A 20,121-nucleotide genomic window follows, 5' to 3' on the forward strand; every position below is an offset into this window, starting at 1 on the left:
AAGCAGCCGCTCCGCCACCGGGCGCGCGGCGGCAGAAAGGCGCACCCATGTCGGAAAGGCCCACCCATGTCGGCTGACAGCACCACGGAGCCGCCGGTGGCCGGCGGCGACACGCACACGGGTCTGCGGCGCAGCCTCGGCTTCCGGGACCTGGTGGTCTACGGGCTGTTGTTCATCGCCCCGATGGCCCCCGTCGGCGTCTTCGGCACGCTCGACGCGAAGTCGCACGGCGCGGTCGCGCTCGTCTATGTCGTCGCGACGGTCGCGATGGCGTTCACCGCGTTCAGCTACGCGCAGATGGTCCAGGTGGTCCCACAGGCGGGCTCGGTCTTCGCGTACGCGCGTGTGGCGCTCGGCAACGGGCCCGGGTTCATCGCGGGCTGGATGGCGATGCTGGACTATCTGCTGATCCCTGCGGTGGCCTATCTGTTCTCCGGTATCGCGATGAACGCGCTGGTCCCGTCGGTGTCGCAGTGGGTGTGGACGGCGCTCGCGGTGGTGATCACGACGGCCCTGAACCTGTGGGGCGTACGGGCCGCGGCGCGGGTCGGCTTCGCGGTGCTCGCGATGGAGATCGTCGTCCTCCTGGTGTTCGTGGTCGCCGCGGTGGTGGTGCTCGTACGGGACGGGGCGGAGCGCGGGTGGCTGTCGCCGCTGACGGGCGACGGGACGTTCGCGGTGAGCGCGGTGCTCGGGGCGGTGTCGATCGCGGTGCTGTCGTACCTGGGCTTCGACGCGATCGCGACGTTCGCGGAGGAGGTCACCGGGGGCTCGGCGAAGGTCGCACGCGCGGTGCTGTTCTGCCTGGCCCTGGCGGGTTTCCTGTTCGTGGCGCAGACGTATCTGGTGGCGCTGCTCGAACCGGTGTCGTCGGCGCAGCTCGCGGCCGAACCGGCCAAGCAGGGCTCGGCGTTCTACGACGCGGTGGACGTCTCGGTCGGCACGTGGCTGCACGACCTGGTGGCGGTGAGCAAGGCGGTCGGCGCGGCCTTCGCGGCGCTCGCCGGGCAGGCGGCGGCCGGGCGGCTGGTCTTCGCGATGGCCCGGGACCGGCGGCTGCCGAAGGTGCTCGCCCGTACGGACTCCGGAGTTCCGCGGGTGGCGATCGGGGTGGCCGCGGTGATCACGCTGGTGGCCGCGGTGTGGGCGGCGCGGCGGGACGACGGGATGGACCACCTGGTGTCGGTGGTCGACATCGGCGCGCTGGTCGCGTTCACGATGCTGCACGCGTCGGTGGTGTCGTGGTTCGCGGTGCGCAAGGCGGGCGGCCCGGTGATCTGGTGGAAGCACGTGCTTGCGCCGGTGCTCGGTGCGGCGATCACGGTCGCGGTGATCGTGGAGGCCTCGCACACGGCGCAGATCGTCGGCGCGATCTGGTTCGTGGTGGGGCTCGTGGTGCTCCTGGTGCAGCGCGGACGGCGGGACCCGGCAGCGCCCGCGTGACGGTGCGCGGCCGGAACCGCGTCGGGTCAGCTCGCGGGCCGGACGCGCTGTCGGTGGCGGCGACTACGCTCCCCCCATGGCTCTGAACACCTCCCCCGAATCGCCCCTGCCCGTGGGCGAGGTCTCCCGGCTCATCGGCGGGTGGATCGACCGGCTCGGCGCGGTGTGGGTCGAGGGGCAGATCACGCAGCTGAACCGCCGCCCGGGCGCCGGCGTGGTCTTCCTGACGCTGCGCGACCCGTCGTACGACATCTCGGTGAGCGTGACGTGCTACCGCCAGGTGTTCGACGCGGTGGCGGACGTGGTGTCCGAGGGTGCGCGCGTGGTGGTCCTGGCGAAGCCGGAGTGGTACGCGCCGCGGGGCCAGCTGTCGCTGCGGGCGGCCGAGATCAAGCCGGTCGGCGTGGGTGAACTGCTCGCGCGGCTCGAGCAGTTGAAGAAGTCACTGGCGGGCGAGGGGCTGTTCGCGGCCGACCGGAAGAAGCCGCTGCCGTTCCTGCCGCAGCTGATCGGGCTCGTGTGCGGGCGCGCGTCGGCCGCCGAGCGGGACGTCCTGGAGAACGCGCGGCACCGCTGGCCGGCCGTCCGCTTCGAGGTGCGGAACGTCCCGGTGCAGGGGGTGCACGCGGTGCCGCAGGTCGTGCAGGCGGTCAAGGAGCTGGACGAGCACGAGGGCGTGGACGTGATCGTCGTCGCGCGCGGCGGCGGCAGCGTGGAGGACCTGCTGCCGTTCTCCGACGAGCAGTTGGTGCGCGCGGTGGCGGCCTGTCGTACGCCGGTGGTGTCCGCGATCGGGCACGAGCCGGACTCGCCGCTCCTCGACCTGGTCGCCGACCTGCGCGCCTCGACGCCGACGGACGCGGCGAAGAAGGTCGTGCCGGACGTGGGCGAGGAGTACGACCGGGTGCGGCTGCTGCAGGAGCGGGCCAGGCGGGCCGTGGGCATACACCTGGAGCGGGAGGAGCGCGGCCTGGACGTGGCGATGTCCCGCCCCTCGATGGCGCATCCGCACCGGATGATCGAGGAGCGGCACGAGCAGGTCACGGCCCTCCTCGACCGCGGCCGCCGCACGCTCGGCCACCTCCTGGACCGCGCCGACTCGGAGCTGACGCACACGCACGCGCGCGTGGTGGCCCTCTCCCCGGCGGCCACGCTCCAGCGGGGGTACGCGGTGCTGCAGCGCGCCGACGGCCATGTGGTCCGCGACCCGGGCGAGGTCGAGGCGGGGGACGCGCTGCGGGCCCGGGTCTCGGGCGGCGAGTTCAGAGTCACGGTGAGCGAGAGCAGTGGCGAGAGCGGGAGCAGCGGCGAGAGCGGCAGCGGGAACGCCGAAAGCGGGAACGGCAGCGCCAGCGCCAGCGGCAGCGGGGCTGAGGCGCCGGGCGGGGACTCCGGCGAGCAGCGTTAGCCGGCGGCGTCGGCCGAGCACCGTCGGCCCAGCAGCTTTAGCACGGCCGCAACATCGTCTTCGTATCGGAAATCTAGGGTGGAGCACATGAGCAGTACGGGTACCGGGACCGCGACCGAGAGCGCGCTCGGCTACGAGCAGGCGCGGGACGAACTGATCGACGTGGTGCGGCGCCTGGAGGCGGGCGGCACGTCGCTCGAGGAGTCGCTCGCCCTGTGGGAGCGGGGCGAGGAGCTGGCGAAGGTGTGCCGCCGCTGGCTCGACGGCGCCCGGGCCCGCCTGGACGCGGCGCTCGCGGAGCGGGGGGAAGGGGTCGAGGAGGACGGCGGCGAGTAGGCGCGAGCCGTCGCGTCTGTGAAGCCGATCACCCTGCCCCCGTTTTGGTTGAAATTTAAACCTCTGGGTCGTACTGTCGTCCGTGCAAGCCCCCACGCTCGACTTCGAAGAAGGTTGACCGCATGTCCCTCGCCCTCGACGCCGCCGCTCAGGACCTCCTCTTCCGCGAGGCCCGCACCGCCAACACCTTCACCGACGAGCCGGTGACCGAGGAGCAGGTGCAGGCCATCTACGACCTGGTGAAGTACGGCCCGACCGCCTTCAACAACTCCCCGCTGCGCGTGACGCTGGTCCGCTCCCCCGAGGCCCGCGAGCGCCTCGTGCGGCACATGGCCGAGGGCAACCAGCCGAAGACCGCCACCGCCCCGCTGGTCGCGATCCTCTCCGTGGACAACGAGTTCCACGAGGAGCTGCCGAAGCTGTTCCCGCACTTCCCGGCCGCCAAGGACGCCTTCTTCTCCGAGCGCCCGGTGCGCGAGCAGGCCGCCGCCCTCAACGGTGCGCTGCAGGCCGGTTACTTCATCGTCGGCGTGCGTGCCGCGGGCCTGGCCGCCGGCCCGATGACCGGCTTCGACTTCGCCGGCGTCCAGAAGGAGTTCCTGGACGACGACCACACCCCGCTGATGGTCGTGAACATCGGCAAGCCGGGCGAGGACGCCTGGTTCCCGCGCTCCCCGCGCCTGGAGTACGACGAGGTCATCACCACCGTCTGAGCCACCGCCCGAGCCACCCGCCCGAGCGGTTCCGGACGGTTCCGGACATGAAGCTGCCCCCGGCCCGAAGGCCGGGGGCAGCTTCATGTCTGCTCGCCGTCCGCGATCACTTCAGGGCGGCGGCCATCTCCGTGAGCCGGTCGAGGGAGGCGGAGCCGGTGACCACCGTCGTCGCGCCCTTCTCGGTGCGGACGAGCGCGTCGTACGTCTCGCCCTTCCAGCGCGTCCACGTCGTGCCGGAGATCTTCTCGGTACGGCTGGTCTCCTCGGCGCCGCGGGTGACCTGGTCGACGAAGACGGGGGTCTTCTCGGTGGACTGCTCGACCGCGACGTACTGGCCGTCCGGGGCGTGGAAGCCCAGGTGCCAGTGGTCGCGCTCGGCGCCGTTGAAGCGGACCGAGGTCGCCTTCCAGTCCTTGCCGAGCCCCTCCGGCGCGAGCACCGGGTAGGCGGCCGCCCGCTTGGCCGTCTTCAGCTCGATCTCGTAGTTCACCGTCTTGACGGGGTTCTGGGACTCGTCGTGCGGGATGAACATGTAGATGACCGCCACGACGGCGCCGATCACCGCGAGGGACAGCACCATGTCCCGGATCGTCTTGGTGCCTCTCATACCTGCCACGCCCACCATCGTCGCAGGTGCCCCCTCTGCTCATGCGTGGGGGCCACTGCTCAATTTGTCGGCCTCCGGATAGAGTGCGAAGCACACCCTCACCGGCCGCCCACCCGACGCCCGCCACCGCCCCTCGGCACTTCGGGCGCGGCCTGCTGGTCGTATCAGAAAGGTGCGCTCCGATGAACGAGCATCACTTGCCGTCCGCCCTGGAGGTCTCTCCCGAGGCCCCGGACCGCAACCTCGCCCTGGAACTGGTCCGGGTCACCGAGGCCGCCGCCATGGCCGCCGGGCGGTGGGTCGGGCGCGGCGACAAGAACGGCGCCGACGGCGCCGCCGTGCGCGCCATGCGCACCCTCGTCTCCACCGTGTCGATGAACGGCGTCGTCGTCATCGGCGAGGGCGAGAAGGACGAGGCCCCGATGCTCTTCAACGGGGAGCGGATCGGTGACGGCACCGGCGCCGAGGTGGACATCGCCGTCGACCCGATCGACGGCACCACCCTGAACGCCAAGGGCATGCCGAACGCGATCGCCGTCCTGGCCGCCGCGGACCGCGGCACGATGTTCGACCCGTCCGCGGTGTTCTACATGGACAAGCTGGTCACCGGCCCGGAGGCCGCGGACTACGTGGACATCAACGCCCCGGTGTCGGTGAACATCCGCCGGGTCGCCAAGGCGAAGCGGTCGGCGCCCGAGGACGTGTGCGTCGTCATCCTGGACCGGCCGCGGCACGAGGGCATCGTCAAGGAGATCCGCGAGACCGGCGCCCGCATCAAGTTCATCTCGGACGGCGACGTGGCCGGCTCGATCATGGCGGTCCGCGAGGGCACCGGCGTCGACCTGCTGATGGGCGTGGGCGGTACGCCCGAGGGCATCATCTCGGCCTGCGCGATCAAGTGCCTGGGCGGCACGATCCAGGGCAAGCTCTGGCCCAAGGACGAGGCGGAGAAGCAGCGCGCCATCGACGCCGGGCACGACCTGGACCGGGTGCTCTACACCGGCGACCTGGTCTCCGGCGACAACGTCTTCTTCGTCGCCACCGGCATCACCGACGGCGAGCTGCTCCGCGGCGTGCGCTACCGCGCGGAGACCGCGACCACGCAGTCCCTGGTGATGCGCTCCAAGTCCGGCACGATCCGGCAGATCGACTCCACGCACCGCCTGGAGAAGCTGCGCGCCTACAGCGCGATCGACTTCGACCGCGCGAAGTAGCCCGCTCTCGCGGGAGCGAGCGGATACGACACGACCGGGGTGTCCCTTGTGCGGAGGGGCACCCCGTTCGCGTACGGGCCGGGTGTCAGCCGGCGGCGGCTATCGCGTCCGCCTGGCGCGCGGCCTTCTTCAGCTCCATGTCGCGGCGCCTGCGGCGGGCGAGGACGACACGGCGCTCGGCGGCGGTGAGCCCGCCCCACACGCCGTACGGCTCGGGCTGCAGCAGGGCGTGCTCGCGGCACTCGACCATGACGGGGCAGCGGGCGCAGACCCGCTTCGCCGCTTCCTCGCGGGCCAGGCGGGCGGCCGTGGGCTCCTTGGAGGGGGCGAAGAAGAGGCCGGCCTCGTCCCGGCGGCAGACGGCGTCGGTGTGCCAGGGAACGTCCTGGTCCCGCGCCGGAACCTCCCGCTCATCCTGACTTCGCGTCGGTCCCCGCTGCGCCGGAACGACGGCAACCTGCAGGGACTGATGCGGCGTTTGCAGCACGGTCTACTCCTGACGACGGCTTCGCGAGCGAGAAGAAGGCGACGCAGCAGTCCCTACCCGCTGTACGCGTCCCTAAGCACTGAGTTCCCATGCGGCGGCCGGATCAACTCCCCGCGTGCTCAAGCCGGTTGGCCCCGTCAGAGGTGCTTGCGCAGGTGCTTCGCCACGTGCCGGCCCACGTACTTGTGCAGGTCGGCGATCACCTTGCCGCGCTTCGGCTTGGCCTCGATGTTGCCGAAGACCGAGTAGCCGTCGACGAAGACCACCGGGGCGCCGGGGTCCGCCGCCTCCAGGGTGTCCACCTCGAAATTGCCGAAGACACCGCTGCCGGTGCCGCGGAGCGTGACGTTCTCCGGGACGGTGATCTCGACGTTCCCGAACACCGACCAGGCCCTGACGACGATCTGCGGGTGCTCGAAGAGGGCCTCGGTCAGGTCGATCTCCACGTTCCCGAACACCGCGTACGCGTGCGTCCTGCGGCCCACGCGCCAGCGGCCCTTGCGGGTCGAGCTGCTGAGGACCGCGACCAGGTTCTCGTCCGCGACCGCCGGGCCCGCGGGGACCGTGCCCGGCGGGGGCGCGTCGGCGTGCGGGGCGGGGGCGGGGCGCGACTGGTGCGCTCCGGGCAAGTCCCTTACGTACGGCTCCAGTTCGGCGAGGGTCTTCGCGCCGTACACCCCCTCGATGCGCTCGGCGTGCTCCTCCGCGGTGAGCCGGCCCTCGGCGAGGGCCTCGCGCAGGATGTCCGCCGTGCGGTCCCGGTCGGCGTCGGAGGCGCGCAGGTCGGACGGCTGGGCCGGGGCGGTCTGCTGGGGGCGCTTTTCGAGGTCCACCCGCCCAGCGTACCCAAACGCGATAGATCGCGACAGGCGTACGCGGGAACGAGCGGGATCGAGCGGGAACGATCCGAGGGGAACGAACTGCGCCTTACCTCACAAGCCCGGGCGCGGCGTCAGGTTCTACGCTGGTTGGCGCTGCCAACGGATGCCAGCTGCTACCCGGCCGAAAGAGGAATGGGCGAGATGCCTGAGTTCGCGTACACCGATCTGCTCCCCCAGGGCGAGGACACCACGCCGTACCGCCTGGTGACCTCGGAGGGCGTCTCGACCGTCGAGGGGCCGGACGGCCGTACGTTCCTGAAGGTCGAGCCGGAGGCGCTGCGCAAGCTGGCCGAGGAGGCCATCCACGACATCCAGCACTACCTCCGCCCGGCCCACCTGGCGCAGCTGCGCCGGATCGTGGACGACCCGGAGGCGTCGAGCAACGACAAGTTCGTGGCGCTCGACCTGCTGAAGAACGCGAACATCGCCGCGGCCGGCGTGCTGCCGATGTGCCAGGACACCGGCACCGCGATCGTCATGGGCAAGCGCGGCCAGAACGTGCTGACGGCCGGCGAGGACGAGAAGTCGCTGTCCAAGGGCATCTACGACGCGTACCAGAACCTGAACCTGCGCTACTCGCAGATGGCCCCGCTGAACATGTGGGAGGAGAAGAACACCGGCTCCAACCTCCCCGCGCAGATCGAGCTGTACGCGACGGACGGCGGCGCCTACAAGTTCCTCTTCATGGCGAAGGGCGGCGGCTCGGCCAACAAGTCGTTCCTCTACCAGGAGACGAAGGCCGTCCTGAACGAGGCCTCCATGATGAAGTTCCTGGAGGAGAAGATCCGTTCGCTGGGCACGGCCGCCTGCCCGCCGTACCACCTGGCGATCGTCGTCGGCGGCACCTCCGCGGAGTACGCGCTGAAGACCGCCAAGTACGCCTCCGCGCACTACCTGGACGAGATCCCCGCCGAGGGCTCCGAGCTCGGCCACGGCTTCCGGGACAAGGAGCTGGAGGAGAAGGTCTTCGAGCTGACGCAGAAGATCGGCATCGGCGCGCAGTTCGGCGGCAAGTACTTCTGCCACGACGTGCGCGTGGTCCGCCTGCCGCGGCACGGCGCGTCCTGCCCGGTCGCGATCGCCGTGTCCTGCTCGGCGGACCGCCAGGCCGTCGCGAAGATCACCGCCGAGGGCGTCTTCCTGGAGCAGCTGGAGACGGACCCGGCGCGCTTCCTGCCGGAGACCACCGACGAGCACCTCGACGAGTCGAGCGACGTCGTGAAGATCGACCTGAACCAGCCGATGGACGCGATCCGCGCCGAGCTGACCAAGTACCCGGTCAAGACCCGTCTGTCGCTGAGCGGTTCGCTGGTCGTGGCCCGCGACATCGCGCACGCCAAGATCAAGGCGCGACTCGACGCCGGCGAGGACATGCCGCAGTACCTGAAGGACCACCCGGTGTACTACGCGGGCCCGGCGAAGACCCCCGAGGGGTACGCCTCCGGTTCCTTCGGCCCGACCACGGCCGGCCGCATGGACTCCTACGTGGAGCAGTTCCAGGCGGCGGGCGGCTCGATGGTGATGCTCGCGAAGGGCAACCGGTCGAAGCAGGTCACGGACGCCTGTGCCACGCACGGCGGCTTCTACCTGGGCTCCATCGGCGGCCCGGCCGCCCGCCTCGCCCAGGACTGCATCAAGAAGATCGAGGTCCTGGACAACGAGGAGGACGGCATGGAGGCCGTCTGGAAGATCGAGGTCGAGGACTTCCCGGCGTTCATCGTCGTGGACGACAAGGGCAACGACTTTTTCCAGAACCCGGCGCCCGAGCCGACGTTCACGCACATCCCGGTGCGCGGCCCCGGCCTCGCGTAACCCCGCTCGTACGGCCGTCGGGCGCCGCACGGACCGCAGCCGACCGGTCCGTACGGCGCCCGTCCGCCGTTCTACGCGCTGAACTGCTGGCTCGCCGAGCCGTCGCAGGCCTGCAGCCGGACCGCCTGCTTCGCGGCCGGGACGGTGAGGCACAGGCCGGTCGCGGAGGCCGGGCGGATCGTCGAACCCTGGCGGACGAAGCGCTGGTTGGCGCCGCCGTGGCAGTTCCACAGCACCGCGTCCGTGCCGGCGGTCACCGACTTGGCGTCCAGGCAGCGGTCCTGGGTGAGCTCGGTGTGGAGGGTGCCGCGCGCGGAGTCGAACCACCAGTTCTGGTTGCGGCCGTCGTGGCAGTCCCAGCCGAGGACGCGGGTGCCGTTGGAGGTGACGGAGCCGTCGACGTCCAGACAGCTGCCGGTGCCGGTGTTCCTCAGCGGCTCGAACACGTCGTCCCAGGCGTACGAGACCAGCTGCGGCTTGCCCGAGGAGTTGACGTCGGCGCAACTCGCCTCACGGGCCCGGGAGTTGTAGAGCTGGGTGAGGCAGGAGGCGAAGGCCGCGTGGCCCGCCTTGTTGGGGTGGAAGGACTGGCGCACCGAGTTCTCGTCGGGCATGCCGGGCTTGGAGAGGTCGATGTAGAGGCCGCGGGCCCAGGTGTCCTCCATGCACACCTCGTGGCCGTGGAAGAGCCGCGAGTTGTCGAGGTAGGTGGCGCCGGTGTTCGCGGCGGCCTTGCGCATGCCGCGCTCGAAGGCGGGCACGGCGGCGTTGCGGCCCCACACGGTGTCGGAGTCGTAGCCCATGCCGCCGCAGGCGAGCTTGCCGTTGAAGTCGGGGTTGTCGCGGAAGTCCGGGCCGATGGGGCTGGGGTAGCCCATGACGACGAGCTTGTACGCGTCGTCCGCGTACCCGGCGTCGCGCATCACGGTCCGCAGGTCGCGCACGGTCTGCTCGACCTTGGGCACGAGGCCGTCGACGCGGGACTGCCAGCCGGGCGCGTACTTGGGCTCGCACGGACCCTGGCTGAGCAGATAGCGCTGTACGCAGTCGGTCATGACGGGGCCGAACTGCAGGTCGTCGTTGGCGCCCGCGACCAGCAGCACCATCTTGATCCTGGTGTTGCGGGCCTTCACGGCGAGGTTGTCGCTCTGCACCAGCTCGTCCGCGTACTGCTTGCTGCCGCCGATGCGGATGTTGGCGGTGGAGGCGCCGGAGCAGGAGACGTTGTACGTGACGTCGGCGGCGATGCCGGTGCGGTGGATCGCGGCGTCCGGGGAGCGGTGGCACCAGTTGTCGGGGCCGTTGGTGGGCGGCTCGTACGTGCCGACGCCCTCGCCGGAGATCTCGCTGTCGCCGAGCGAGATCAGCGCCGACTTCCGCTCGGTGAGGGGGCGTTCGGCGGGGTCGCCGTAGAGCCGGGTCGCCTCGGCCGCGCGGATCTTCTCCAGTTCCGGCGGCAGCGGAGTGGTACTCGCCGAGGGCGTGGCGGCCGACGGTGCGGCCTGGGCGGCGGGAGCATGGAGCCCGACCAGGGCCGCCGCTGCCGCCGCGAGGACGGCGACGGCGTTCCGTCGGCCGGTGTGCCTGGGTCTTGCGCGCTGCGTTCGGTGCATGCTGCCTCCCCGGGTTCGCTGTTACCCCCGGTATTTACTCGGCGGTAGAGCCGATGGGAATACGCCGAACAAGACAACTGCTCACCTTTTTGAGGCGAGTTCACGGGAACGCAGAGGTGACGGACATGACCAGCGACCACACGAACGAGCAAACCGGCGACCCGCAGACCGGCGTCCGGCAGGGCGGCGACCAGCGGGGCGGCGGCGCCGAGTACCGCGTCGAGCACGACTCCATGGGCGAGGTCCGCGTCCCCGCCCACGCCAAGTGGCGGGCGCAGACCCAGCGGGCCGTGGAGAACTTCCCGATCTCCGGTCAGCGCCTGGAGCGCGCCCACATCGAGGCCCTGGCCCGCATCAAGGGCGCCGCCGCGAAGGTCAACGCCGACCTCGGCGTGCTCGACGCGGACCGCGCACGGGCCATCCAGGAGGCGGCGGAGGAGGTCGCCGAGGGCCGCTGGGACGCGCACTTCCCGGTCGACGTCTTCCAGACCGGCTCCGGCACCTCGTCCAACATGAACACCAACGAGGTCCTGGCCACCCTCGCCACCGAACGCCTGGGGCAGGACGTGCACCCCAACGACCATGTGAACGCGTCCCAGTCCTCCAACGACGTCTTCCCCTCCTCCATCCACATCGCGGCCACCGCCGCCGTCACCCGCGACCTGATCCCCGCCCTCGACCACCTCGCCGCGGCCCTGGAGCGCAAGTCCGCCGAGTTCGCCGAGGTCGTCAAGTCCGGCCGCACGCACCTCATGGACGCCACGCCCGTCACCCTGGGCCAGGAGTTCGGCGGGTACGCGGCGCAGGTGCGGTACGGCGTGGAGCGGCTGCGGTCCGCGCTGCCGCGCCTGGCCGAACTCCCGCTCGGCGGCACGGCCGTGGGCACCGGCATCAACACCCCGGCCGGCTTCTCCGCCGCGGTGATCGCCGAGGTCGCGCGGGCCACGGGGCTGCCGCTGACGGAGGCGCGGGACCACTTCGAGGCGCAGGGGGCGCGGGACGGGCTCGTGGAGGCCAGCGGCCAACTCCGGGTCGTCGCCGTCGGGTTGACGAAGATCGCCAACGACCTGCGCTGGATGGCGTCCGGCCCGCGCACCGGCCTCGCGGAGATCAACCTGCCCGATCTGCAGCCCGGTTCGTCGATCATGCCCGGCAAGGTCAACCCGGTGATCCCGGAGGCCGTCCTCATGGTCGCCGCGCAGGTGATGGGCAACGACGCGACGGTCGCCACGGCGGGCGCGGCGGGCAACTTCGAGCTGAACGTGATGCTGCCGGTGCTCGCCAAGAACGTCCTGGAGTCGGTCCGGCTGCTCGCCAACGCCGCCCGCCTGCTCGCCGACCGCACCGTCGACGGCATCACCGCCAACGCCGAACGCGCCCGGGAGTACGCCGAGTCGTCCCCTTCCGTGGTGACCCCGCTGAACAAGTACATCGGGTACGAGGAGGCCGCGAAGGTCGCCAAGCGGGCGTTGGCCGAGCGGCGGACCATTCGCGAGGTCGTCCTCGACGCGGGGTACGTGGAGCGCGGGGACCTGACCCTGGAGGAGCTGGACTCGGCGCTGGACGTGCTGCGCATGACCCGTCCGTGACGGGCAGCATGACCCGTCCGTGACCGGCAGCAGGGCCCGGCGGGAGCCGCGCACGCGACGGGGGGGGCCGGGCCCTCGGCGGCCGAAAATCGCCCACCTCCCCGCGACTAGCATCTGTGCATGACACACACGACGAGCGGGCGTTGGGCCCCGGGCACCCCCGTGCTGTGGCGGTACCGGGACAACGCGAGCCCCCGATTCCACATCTGCCGTCCCGTCACCGTCGTCCAGGACAGCGACGAGCTCCTCGCCGTCTGGCTCGCGCCCGGCACCGAATGCGTCAAGCCCGTGCTCGCGGACGGCACTCCGGTGCACGAGGAGCCGCTCGCCACCCGGTACACCAAGCCGCGCACCGTCCGCCGCGACCACTGGTTCGGCACCGGCGTCCTCAAACTGGCCCGGCCCGGCGAGCCCTGGTCCGTATGGCTGTTCTGGGAACCCGGGTGGAAGTTCCGGAGCTGGTACGTGAACTTGGAGGAACCGCGCACCCGTTGGTCGCACGGCGTCGACTCCCAGGATCACTTTTTGGACATCTCCGTGCGCCCGGACCGGAGTTGGCGCTGGCACGACGAGGACGAGTTCGCGCAGGCCCAGCGGGACGGCCTGATGAGCGCCGCGCAGGCCCGTGCGGTGCGGTCGGCGGGCCGCGCGGCGGTCGAGGCGATCGAGGGGTGGGGCCCGCCGTTCACGTCGGGCTGGGAGGAATGGCGTCCCGATCCGGAGTGGAATGTGCCGGTCCTGCCGGTGGACTGGGATCGTACGCCCGCGCATGTGTCCCCATGAGACCCTTGCTGCGCCCCCATGGTCCAAACGTAGGATCGTCGTCCACAAGGGCGCGTAGTACGGCGCGGTGCGAGGGCGACTGACCAGGCCTTCGAGCCGTCCGGCCGTACGTCACCGAGGGGCGGCAGGGACGTGAGCGAAGGGTACGAGGGGTACGGCGGCGCCGCGCCGGACCGTACCGGACAGGCCGAGGCCTTCGACGCCATCGGCGCGCGGTACGACGACGCCTTCCCGCACAAGGAGGGCCAGCTCGCCGCCGGCGAATGGCTCGCGAAGACGCTGGCGCCCGGCTCCCGGGTGCTCGACGTGGGCTGCGGCACCGGCACGCCCACGGCACGGCAGCTCGTCGACGCCGGGCACACCGTCGTCGGCGTGGACCTGTCCCGGACCATGCTGGACCTCGCGCGGCAGCGGGTGCCCGAGGCCGAGTTCCATCAGCGGGACGTCGCCGCGCTGCGGGCCGAAGGGCCGGACGGGCTCGGCACGTTCGACGGCATCGCCTGCTTCTTCACGCTGCTGATGCTGCCGCGCGCGGAGCTCCCGTACGCGCTCGCGACATTGCGCTCCCTGCTGCGGCCCGGCGGACTGCTCGCCCTGTCGATGGTCGAGGCGGACCTCGACGACACGGCGATCCCGTTCCTCGGGCAGACGATCCGCGTCTCGGGCCACCCGCGCGCCGCCCTGCGCGAGGTCGTACGGGAGGCGGGCCTGGAGATCACCGGCGAGGACGTGTACGCGTACGATCCGGCCGAGCCGGGCGCGCGGCCCGAACACCAGCTGTTCCTCAACTGCCGCGCGTGAGGCGGCACAACGACGGCATCGAAGGCACCGACGGCACCACTTCTCGGCGCGCGCCGCGCGCGGCCCCGGACGGACGGATTCAAGACGCGTGACGGAGCACCCCACCTCGCACGAGGGCAGGCAGCCACGAGCTGCCCGGCCGACCGCCCCCGCTGACCCCCGCGGGGCGCTGCTGCGTTCCCCGGACTCCGCCGAGGGACCGGACACCCCGGGCCACGGCGACGGTTCGGAGTCCACCGGCGCCCGCGCCGCCGACAAGCCCGGCAGGGCCGCGCCCCGGACCGCCGCCGCCTTACCGGCACAGGGACGCCACGGCGACGACGACGAGCGCGCCGCCGAACACCGCAAGACCGGCCCCGCCGACAGCCCCGACCCGCACCGCCCCCGCCCCCTGCCCGTACCGCCGGCCCGCACACCCGAGCCGCAGCCGGACGGCACGTCCGAGGACGCGGACCGCAGGCCGGGACACGGCGACGCCGCGCCGGGGCACTCCGGCGCGCAGGCCGACGATCCCGGACACACGGGCGGCGCGGGGCGCGACGGCAACCCCGGGCACACGGACGCGTCCGCCGCCGCGCACCCCGACGGCACCGGCAACGCCGGGCACCCCGGTGCGCAAGCCGGTGCCTCCGTGCCTCGGCCCGGCGGGCCGGGCCCCGCCTCTGCCGGTGCCGCGGGCGGTGTGCCGCCGGCGCCGCCCGTACCGCCCGTTCCCCCGGCCGGGGCCGGGGGCGGTGTGGCGCGGCACGGTGGGGACCGGCTGCGGTTCGTGGGCGCCGCGACCCGGCGGATCGCCCGCGGCATAGACCTCGACGAGATCGTCATGGGCCTGTGCCGGGCCACCGTGCCCACGTTCTCCGACGCGATCCTCGTCTACCTCCGCGACCCCCTCCCGGTCGGCGACGAGCGCCCCGTCGGCCCCGTCGTACTGCGCCTGCGCCGTACCGACCGGATACCCGACGAGATCGACGACACCGTCTCGGACGGCGGCGCCCTGCTGCCCCCGCAGCCCGACCCGACGCCGACGCTGCAGCTGCGCTGGAGCCGGGGCGAGCCGAACGCCGCCGAGCTGTGCGAGGTGCAGATCGGCGGCGCCCTCGCCGAGGTGCTGCGCGGTGTCCGGCCGGTCTTCGGCGACACCCCGGCCGCCCGCGCCGCGCTGCCCGAACTCCTCGGCGACGAGCTGCAGTTGCCGGACGACCGGCGCGCGATCCTCGCCCCGCTGCGCGGCCGCCGCCGGGTGATCGGCGCGGCCGTGTTCCTGCGCCGTCCCGAGCGGGCCGCGTTCGAGCAGGACGACCTGCTGGTCGCCGCGCAGCTCGCCACGCACACGGCCCTCGGCATCGACAAGGCGGTGCTGTACGGCCGCGAGGCGTACATCGCGGACGAGCTGCAGCGCACCATGCTCCCCGAGACGCTGCCGCAGCCCACCGGCGTCCGCCTCGCCAGCCGGTACCTCCCGGCGGCCGAGACCGCCCGCGTCGGCGGCGACTGGTACGACGCGATTCCGCTGCCCGGCAGCCGCGTCGCCCTGGTCGTCGGGGACGTCATGGGCCACTCCATGACCTCCGCCGCGATCATGGGCCAACTCCGCACCACCGCACAGACGTTGGCGGGACTCGACCTGCCGCCGCAGGAGGTCCTGCACCACCTCGACGAACAGGCCCAGCGCCTCGGCAGCGACCGCATGGCGACCTGCATGTACGCGGTCTACGACCCGGTCGCGCACCGCATCACCATCGCCAACGCAGGCCACCCGCCGCCCGTGCTCCTGCACATCGGCGGCCGGGCCGAGGTCCTGCGCGTACCGGCAGGGGCGCCGATCGGCGTCGGTGGGGTCGACTTCGAGGCCGTCGAGCTGGACGCCCCCGCGGGCGCGACGCTGCTGCTCTACACCGACGGCCTGGTCGAGTCCCGGCTCCGCGACGTGTGGACCGGCATCGAGCAGCTCCGCGAACGGCTCGCCGCCACCGCCGAGTTGACCGGCCCGGACCACGCGCCGCCCCTCGAAGCGCTCTGCGACGAGGTGCTCGACATGCTCGGCCCCGGCGACCGGGACGACGACATCGCGCTGCTCGCCGCCCGCTTCGACGGCATCGCACCCAGCGACGTCGCGTACTGGCAGCTGGACCCGGAGGACTCCGCGCCCGGCCGGGCCCGCCGGCTCGCCCGCCGCGCGCTCGCCAACTGGGACCTGGAGGACCTCACCGACTCGGTGGAGCTCCTGGTCAGCGAGGTCGTGACGAACGCGGTGCGGTACGCCTCGCGGCCGATCACGCTGCGGCTGCTCCGTACGGACGTGCTGCGCTGCGAGGTCGGGGACGACGTGCCGCAGCTGCCCCGGCTGCGGCAGGCCCGCGCCACGGACGAGGGCGGGCGCGGCCTGTACCTGGTCAACCGGATGGCCAGGCGCTGGGGCGCGACGCGCCTGTCGACCGGCAAGGTGGTGTGGTTCGAGCTGAACCGGGGCTGAGCCGCGCAGGTCGCCCGGACGAGGCGACCTGCGCGGAGCCTAGTCGCGGCCCGGCTTGCGTTCGTTGTCGCCGTCGCCCGGGTCCGTCGGGATGCCCCAGGAGCCGGACGGCTCGTCGGTCGGGGGCTGGATCGTCGGGTCGTCCGTCGGCGGCTCGGTCGTCGGCCCGTCCGTCGGCGGCTCCGACGTCGGCGGCGTGGTCGTCGGGTCCTGGGAAGTCGGCGGCGCCGAGGGTGTGTCGCTCGGGTCCTCCGACGGCGGCTCGGTCGTCGCGGACGGCGGGGGCTCCACGCCCGCGCCCATGTCCGTGTCGAGGTCGAACTCCGCGTCCGACCCGCCGTTCAGCGCGCCGAGTGTGTACGCGGCCCAGATCCGGGACGGGAAGCCGCTGCCGTGGATCTTGCCGTCGCCGCCCGCGCCCGCGAGGGACACGTGGTCGTTGGTCTTCGCGGGCGTCTTGTCCGGCCGCTTCAGACCGCCGCCCCCGTCGGGCGCCTCGCCGAACATGCCGACCACGGTGACCATTTCGGGGGTGTAGCCCGCGAACCAGGCCGACACGTTGTTGTCGGACGTACCGGTCTTGCCCGCGGCCTCGTACTTGCCCGCGTACGGCCCGGTGCTCACCACGGAGCCGGTGCCGTCGTTGACGACGCCCTGCAGGACGGACGTCACGGAGTCGGCGGTGGAGCGCTGGACGACCTGCTCGCCGAGCGGCTCGGGCCGGATCTGCTCGCGGTCCTTGTGCGAGGCCGTCTTCAGGATGGACGGCGTGACCTTCTTGCCGTGGTTGTCGAGCGTCGCGTAGACGCCCGCCATCTCAAGGGGGCTCGCGCCCATCGAGCCGAGCGTCATCGCCGGGTCGGTGGTGATCTTCTCCATGCCCAGGTCGGAGGCGGTCTGCGCGACCCGGTCCATGCCGACGTCGGCGCCCATCTGCGCGTACACCGAGTTCACCGAGTGGTCCATGGCCCGCTGGACGGTGATGTCGCCGTAGTCCTTCTTGCCCTCGTTCGGCGGGGCGTACGGCTTCTCGCCGCCCTCGACCGGGCGGCCGCTGGTGCCGTCGTACACCGTGCTCGCGCGGATCGGTGTGCCGTCCTGCGTGGTGGCGTCGTTCTCCAGGGCCGCGGCGAGGATCACGGGCTTGAACGTGGAGCCGGGCTGGTAGTCCCGGCGGGTGGCGTTGGACTGGTAGTGCTTGAGGTAGTCCTCGCCGCCGTAGAGCGCGATGACCTCGCCGGTCTTCGGGTCCACGGAGACCGCGCCGGCCTGCACGGCCGCGTCGACCTTCCGCTCGTCCGCGTCCAGCTTGTCGTTGAGCTGCCGGTCGACGGCCTTGAGCAGGGCCTTCTGCTTCTTCGGCTGGATGTTCAGGGTGACGGTCCAGCCGCCGGCCTCGACCTTGCCGAGGGCGTCGTCCCTGGTGTCGCCGCGGCGCACGAGCTCGTCCACGATCTGCTGGTTGGCGGCGTCCACGAGGTACCCGGCCTGACCGGCCTTGCCCGCCTCCGGCTTGGGCTTGTCGGGCTTGTCGAACCTCATGCCGGCCCGCTCGCCGGCGTCCAGCCACTTCTTCTCGACCATGTTGTCGAGCACGTAGTTCCAGCGCTGCTCGACGAGCTTCTTGCTGGCCGGGGACGCCACGGCCCAGTCGTACTGGCTGGGGGCCTGCAGCAGCGCCGCGAGGTAGGCGCCCTGCTCGACCGACAGCTCCTCGGCGTCGACGCCGTAGTAGGCCTGGGCGGCGGCCTGGATGCCGTAGGCGCCGCGGCCGTAGTAGCTGGTGTTGATGTAGCCCGCGAGGATCTCGTCCTTGCTCTTCTTCTGGTCGACCTTGAGGGAGATCACCAGTTCCTTGAGCTTGCGGGTGACCGTCTGGTCCTGGTTCAGGTAGTAGTTCTTGACGTACTGCTGGGTGATCGTCGAACCGCCCTGCTTGCCCTTGCCCGTCAGGGTGTTGACGACGCCGCGGGCGGTGCCCTTCAGGTCGATGCCCTGGTCCTGGTAGAAGGACTTGTTCTCGGCGGCGACGAAGGTCTTCTGCACGCCCTTCGGCACCCGGTCGAGCCCGACGATCTCCCGGTTCACCTCTCCGGTACGGGTGATGACGCTGCCGTCCGCGTACTTGTAGACGTTGGACTGCTGCTCGGCCTGGGCGTTGGCCTCCGGGACCGGCACCAGCAGGTAGAGGGCGACGAATCCGCCCATCGCGAGCAGGCAGAGCCCGAAGAGGGTGCCGAGGACCCGCTTGAAGGTGAAGAAGCGGCGTATGCCGCCCTTGCTCCTGGCGGCCCGGCGGCCGCCGCGGGGGCGTATGCCTTCGGACCGCGAAGGCGCCGCCGCCCGGCGTGCCCCGCCGCGCTGCCGCGCTCGTCTCGCTTCCGCTCGGCCCATTGCTCCGTCGCTCCAGTCAGTTCGGCTCCCCCGGGTCAGCTCATGAAGCTAACACCGGCCATGCGGACAAAGGACTCCCGATCCGGCCTTTTCCGGACGTGACAATCAGCACCTGTCCCATGGGAACCGACTCCCCGGACGTACGAAGGGTTGCCCGCGGGAGGTGTGGAGGGTTGGCGACGGGTGAGTCGGCAAGCGGTGTGCACGGCCGCCGAGATGCGTTAAAGTGATATCACTTTGCTAGACCGGCGAAGTGCTTGACGACCGACCACGGAAATACGGGGACCGCCATGAGCAGCAACAACCGCGACGACCGCAGCGACCGCACACCAGCCGCCCTCACCGAGCCCGCCGGAACCGCCACCGGATCCGTCGCGACGGACGCGCCCGAGATGCCCGAGCCGCGGGTCCGCGAGTTCGCGGCGCACTCCATCGGCGGCGGCCTCGCCCTCCTCCTCGGCCTGCTCGGCCTGGCCGCGGGCACCGGCCTTGTGGTGCTCGCCACGGCCGCCGGGTCCGCGGGCGCGAAGGCCGCCCTGATCGTCGCCGGCGTACTGGTCGGCGTCGCCGCGTTCCTCGCGATGTGCGGGCTGAACATGGTGGCGCCGGGCGAGGCCCGCGTGGTCCAGCTCTTCGGGCGGTACCGCGGCACGATCCGCACGGACGGCCTGCGCTGGGTCAACCCGCTGACGTCCCGTACGAAGATCTCGACCCGGGTCCGCAACCACGAGACGGCCGTCCTGAAGGTCAACGACGCGTACGGCAACCCGATCGAGCTGGCCGCGGTCGTCGTGTGGAAGGTGCAGGACACCGCGCAGGCCACGTTCGAGGTGGACGACTTCCTGGAGTTCGTCTCGACGCAGACCGAGGCGGCCGTCCGGCACATCGCGATCGAGTACCCCTACGACGCGCACGACGAGGAGGGTCTGTCGCTGCGCGGCAACGCGGAGGAGATCACCGAGAAGCTGGCGGTCGAGCTGCACGCGCGCGTGGAGGCGGCCGGTGTGCAGATCATCGAGTCCCGCTTCACGCATCTCGCGTACGCTCCGGAGATCGCCTCGGCGATGCTGCAGCGCCAGCAGGCCGGCGCGGTGGTGGCGGCGCGGCGGCAGATCGTGGACGGCGCGGTCGGCATGGTCGAGGCGGCGCTCAACCGGCTCACCGAGCAGGACATCGTGGAGCTCGACTCGGAGCGGAAGGCGGCGATGGTGTCCAACCTGATGGTGGTGCTGTGCGGGGACCGCGCGGCCCAACCGGTCCTCAACACCGGGTCGCTGTACCAGTGACGCCGTCCGACGCCGGGGAGCCCGCCCCCAAGCGGAAGCCGCAACAGCAGCGCAAGCAGGTGCTGTTGCGGCTCGACCCGTCCGTGCACGACGCGCTCGCGCGCTGGGCGAACGACGAGTTGCGCTCCACGAACGCGCAGATCGAGTTCCTGCTGCGCAGGGCGCTGTCGGAGGCGGGCCGCCTCCCGGGCGAGGCCCGCCCGATGCCACGGAGGGGCCGCCCTCCGAAGTCGCCCTAGCCTGTAGGGGCGCGGGGAACTGCGCGCTCAGCCCCAGAA

At 71.9% G+C, this 20,121-nt stretch carries 17 protein-coding genes; 12 read left to right on the plus strand and 5 right to left on the minus strand.

The genetic code is table 11. The features are described 5' to 3' along the window. The first annotated feature begins 66 nt into the window (after window positions 1-66). From ACIDOF_RS28425 to ACIDOF_RS28440, 4 genes are all read left to right on the plus strand, one after another. Window positions 67-1,443, plus strand: coding sequence for an APC family permease (locus ACIDOF_RS28425; RefSeq protein ID WP_409008986.1), 1,377 nt, complete (start codon window positions 67-69; stop codon window positions 1,441-1,443). A 76-nt stretch (window positions 1,444-1,519) separates the two neighbouring features. After that, window positions 1,520-2,851 (plus strand): exodeoxyribonuclease VII large subunit, encoded by a 1,332-nt coding sequence (gene xseA, locus ACIDOF_RS28430; RefSeq protein WP_409008987.1) that lies wholly within the window; start codon window positions 1,520-1,522, stop codon window positions 2,849-2,851. 87 nt (window positions 2,852-2,938) lie between these two features. Next, window positions 2,939-3,187 carry an exodeoxyribonuclease VII small subunit gene (locus ACIDOF_RS28435; protein WP_409008988.1) on the plus strand — a complete coding sequence of 83 codons (249 nt, stop codon included), beginning with the start codon at window positions 2,939-2,941 and terminating at the stop codon, window positions 3,185-3,187. A gap of 122 nt (window positions 3,188-3,309) precedes the next feature. Continuing rightward, window positions 3,310-3,900 (plus strand): malonic semialdehyde reductase, encoded by a 591-nt coding sequence (locus ACIDOF_RS28440; RefSeq protein ID WP_409008989.1) that lies wholly within the window; start codon window positions 3,310-3,312, stop codon window positions 3,898-3,900. 106 nt (window positions 3,901-4,006) lie between these two features. Here the strand turns inward: ACIDOF_RS28440 and ACIDOF_RS28445 are convergent, their stop codons facing one another. Continuing rightward, a complete protein-coding gene (locus ACIDOF_RS28445) occupies window positions 4,007-4,519 on the minus strand; it encodes a DUF4245 domain-containing protein (RefSeq protein ID WP_409008990.1) in 513 nt (170 codons plus the stop codon). Window positions 4,520-4,692: 173 nt separating this feature from the next. On the opposite strand from ACIDOF_RS28445, the gene glpX reads away from it, so the two are divergent. Then, entirely contained in the window at window positions 4,693-5,724 is a 1,032-nt protein-coding gene (gene glpX, locus ACIDOF_RS28450) for a class II fructose-bisphosphatase (RefSeq protein WP_409008991.1), read from the plus strand. Window positions 5,725-5,809: 85 nt separating this feature from the next. Here glpX and ACIDOF_RS28455 read toward each other — a convergent pair whose 3' ends face one another. Beyond that, a complete protein-coding gene (locus ACIDOF_RS28455) occupies window positions 5,810-6,211 on the minus strand; it encodes a WhiB family transcriptional regulator (RefSeq protein WP_409008992.1) in 402 nt (133 codons plus the stop codon). A gap of 137 nt (window positions 6,212-6,348) precedes the next feature. Further along, a complete protein-coding gene (locus tag ACIDOF_RS28460) occupies window positions 6,349-7,044 on the minus strand; it encodes a DUF1707 domain-containing protein (RefSeq protein WP_409008993.1) in 696 nt (231 codons plus the stop codon). Between the two features lie 189 nt (window positions 7,045-7,233). Here ACIDOF_RS28460 and ACIDOF_RS28465 point away from each other — a divergent pair, with 189 nt between their 5' ends. Continuing rightward, window positions 7,234-8,904: a fumarate hydratase gene (locus tag ACIDOF_RS28465; RefSeq protein ID WP_409008994.1), complete on the plus strand. Its 1,671-nt coding sequence runs from the start codon at window positions 7,234-7,236 to the stop codon at window positions 8,902-8,904. 71 nt (window positions 8,905-8,975) lie between these two features. Here ACIDOF_RS28465 and ACIDOF_RS28470 read toward each other — a convergent pair whose 3' ends face one another. Next, complete coding sequence (locus tag ACIDOF_RS28470) at window positions 8,976-10,517, minus strand: ricin-type beta-trefoil lectin domain protein (RefSeq protein WP_409008995.1); 1,542 nt, start codon at window positions 10,515-10,517, stop codon at window positions 8,976-8,978. Window positions 10,518-10,642: 125 nt separating this feature from the next. Between ACIDOF_RS28470 and ACIDOF_RS28475 the strand changes: the two genes are divergently transcribed. The 4 genes from ACIDOF_RS28475 (at window position 10,643) to ACIDOF_RS28490 (ending at window position 16,163) form a co-directional block, all read left to right on the plus strand. After that, window positions 10,643-12,106, plus strand: coding sequence for a class II fumarate hydratase (locus ACIDOF_RS28475; protein WP_409008996.1), 1,464 nt, complete (start codon window positions 10,643-10,645; stop codon window positions 12,104-12,106). A gap of 120 nt (window positions 12,107-12,226) precedes the next feature. Beyond that, entirely contained in the window at window positions 12,227-12,889 is a 663-nt protein-coding gene (locus tag ACIDOF_RS28480) for a DUF402 domain-containing protein (protein WP_409008997.1), read from the plus strand. Between the two features lie 132 nt (window positions 12,890-13,021). Then, window positions 13,022-13,690: a class I SAM-dependent DNA methyltransferase gene (locus tag ACIDOF_RS28485; protein WP_409008998.1), complete on the plus strand. Its 669-nt coding sequence runs from the start codon at window positions 13,022-13,024 to the stop codon at window positions 13,688-13,690. A gap of 88 nt (window positions 13,691-13,778) precedes the next feature. Next, complete coding sequence (locus ACIDOF_RS28490) at window positions 13,779-16,163, plus strand: SpoIIE family protein phosphatase (RefSeq protein WP_409008999.1); 2,385 nt, start codon at window positions 13,779-13,781, stop codon at window positions 16,161-16,163. A 39-nt stretch (window positions 16,164-16,202) separates the two neighbouring features. Here the strand turns inward: ACIDOF_RS28490 and ACIDOF_RS28495 are convergent, their stop codons facing one another. Beyond that, window positions 16,203-18,557: a transglycosylase domain-containing protein gene (locus ACIDOF_RS28495; protein WP_409009000.1), complete on the minus strand. Its 2,355-nt coding sequence runs from the start codon at window positions 18,555-18,557 to the stop codon at window positions 16,203-16,205. Window positions 18,558-18,949: 392 nt separating this feature from the next. Between ACIDOF_RS28495 and ACIDOF_RS28500 the strand changes: the two genes are divergently transcribed. Both ACIDOF_RS28500 and ACIDOF_RS28505 read left to right on the plus strand, forming a co-directional pair. After that, on the plus strand, window positions 18,950-19,843 hold the full coding sequence (locus ACIDOF_RS28500; RefSeq protein WP_409009094.1) for an SPFH domain-containing protein: 894 nt from the start codon (window positions 18,950-18,952) through the stop codon (window positions 19,841-19,843). After that, window positions 19,840-20,082, plus strand: coding sequence for a hypothetical protein (locus ACIDOF_RS28505; protein ID WP_409009001.1), 243 nt, complete (start codon window positions 19,840-19,842; stop codon window positions 20,080-20,082). Before ACIDOF_RS28500 ends, ACIDOF_RS28505 begins: the two co-directional genes overlap by 4 nt. Window positions 20,083-20,121 lie beyond the last annotated feature (39 nt).

Origin of the sequence: Streptomyces sp. Da 82-17 (assembly GCF_046098215.1) — a bacterium.
Classification (GTDB): Bacteria; Actinomycetota; Actinomycetes; order Streptomycetales; family Streptomycetaceae; genus Streptomyces.

Bases quoted from the DNA above. Each gene is read 5' to 3' on its own strand.
- ACIDOF_RS28440 (WP_409008989.1), top strand. From the start codon at position 3,310: ATGTCCCTCGCCCTCGACGCCGCCGCTCAGGACCTCCTCTTCCGCGAG.
- xseA (WP_409008987.1), top strand. From the start codon at position 1,520: ATGGCTCTGAACACCTCCCCCGAATCGCCCCTGCCCGTGGGCGAGGTC.
- glpX (WP_409008991.1), top strand. From the start codon at position 4,693: ATGAACGAGCATCACTTGCCGTCCGCCCTGGAGGTCTCTCCCGAGGCC.
- ACIDOF_RS28465 (WP_409008994.1), top strand. From the start codon at position 7,234: ATGCCTGAGTTCGCGTACACCGATCTGCTCCCCCAGGGCGAGGACACC.
- ACIDOF_RS28470 (WP_409008995.1), bottom strand. From the start codon at position 10,517: ATGCACCGAACGCAGCGCGCAAGACCCAGGCACACCGGCCGACGGAAC.
- ACIDOF_RS28435 (WP_409008988.1), top strand. From the start codon at position 2,939: ATGAGCAGTACGGGTACCGGGACCGCGACCGAGAGCGCGCTCGGCTAC.
- ACIDOF_RS28475 (WP_409008996.1), top strand. From the start codon at position 10,643: ATGACCAGCGACCACACGAACGAGCAAACCGGCGACCCGCAGACCGGC.
- ACIDOF_RS28500 (WP_409009094.1), top strand. From the start codon at position 18,950: ATGCCCGAGCCGCGGGTCCGCGAGTTCGCGGCGCACTCCATCGGCGGC.
- ACIDOF_RS28495 (WP_409009000.1), bottom strand. From the start codon at position 18,557: ATGGGCCGAGCGGAAGCGAGACGAGCGCGGCAGCGCGGCGGGGCACGC.
- ACIDOF_RS28480 (WP_409008997.1), top strand. From the start codon at position 12,227: ATGACACACACGACGAGCGGGCGTTGGGCCCCGGGCACCCCCGTGCTG.
- ACIDOF_RS28425 (WP_409008986.1), top strand. From the start codon at position 67: ATGTCGGCTGACAGCACCACGGAGCCGCCGGTGGCCGGCGGCGACACG.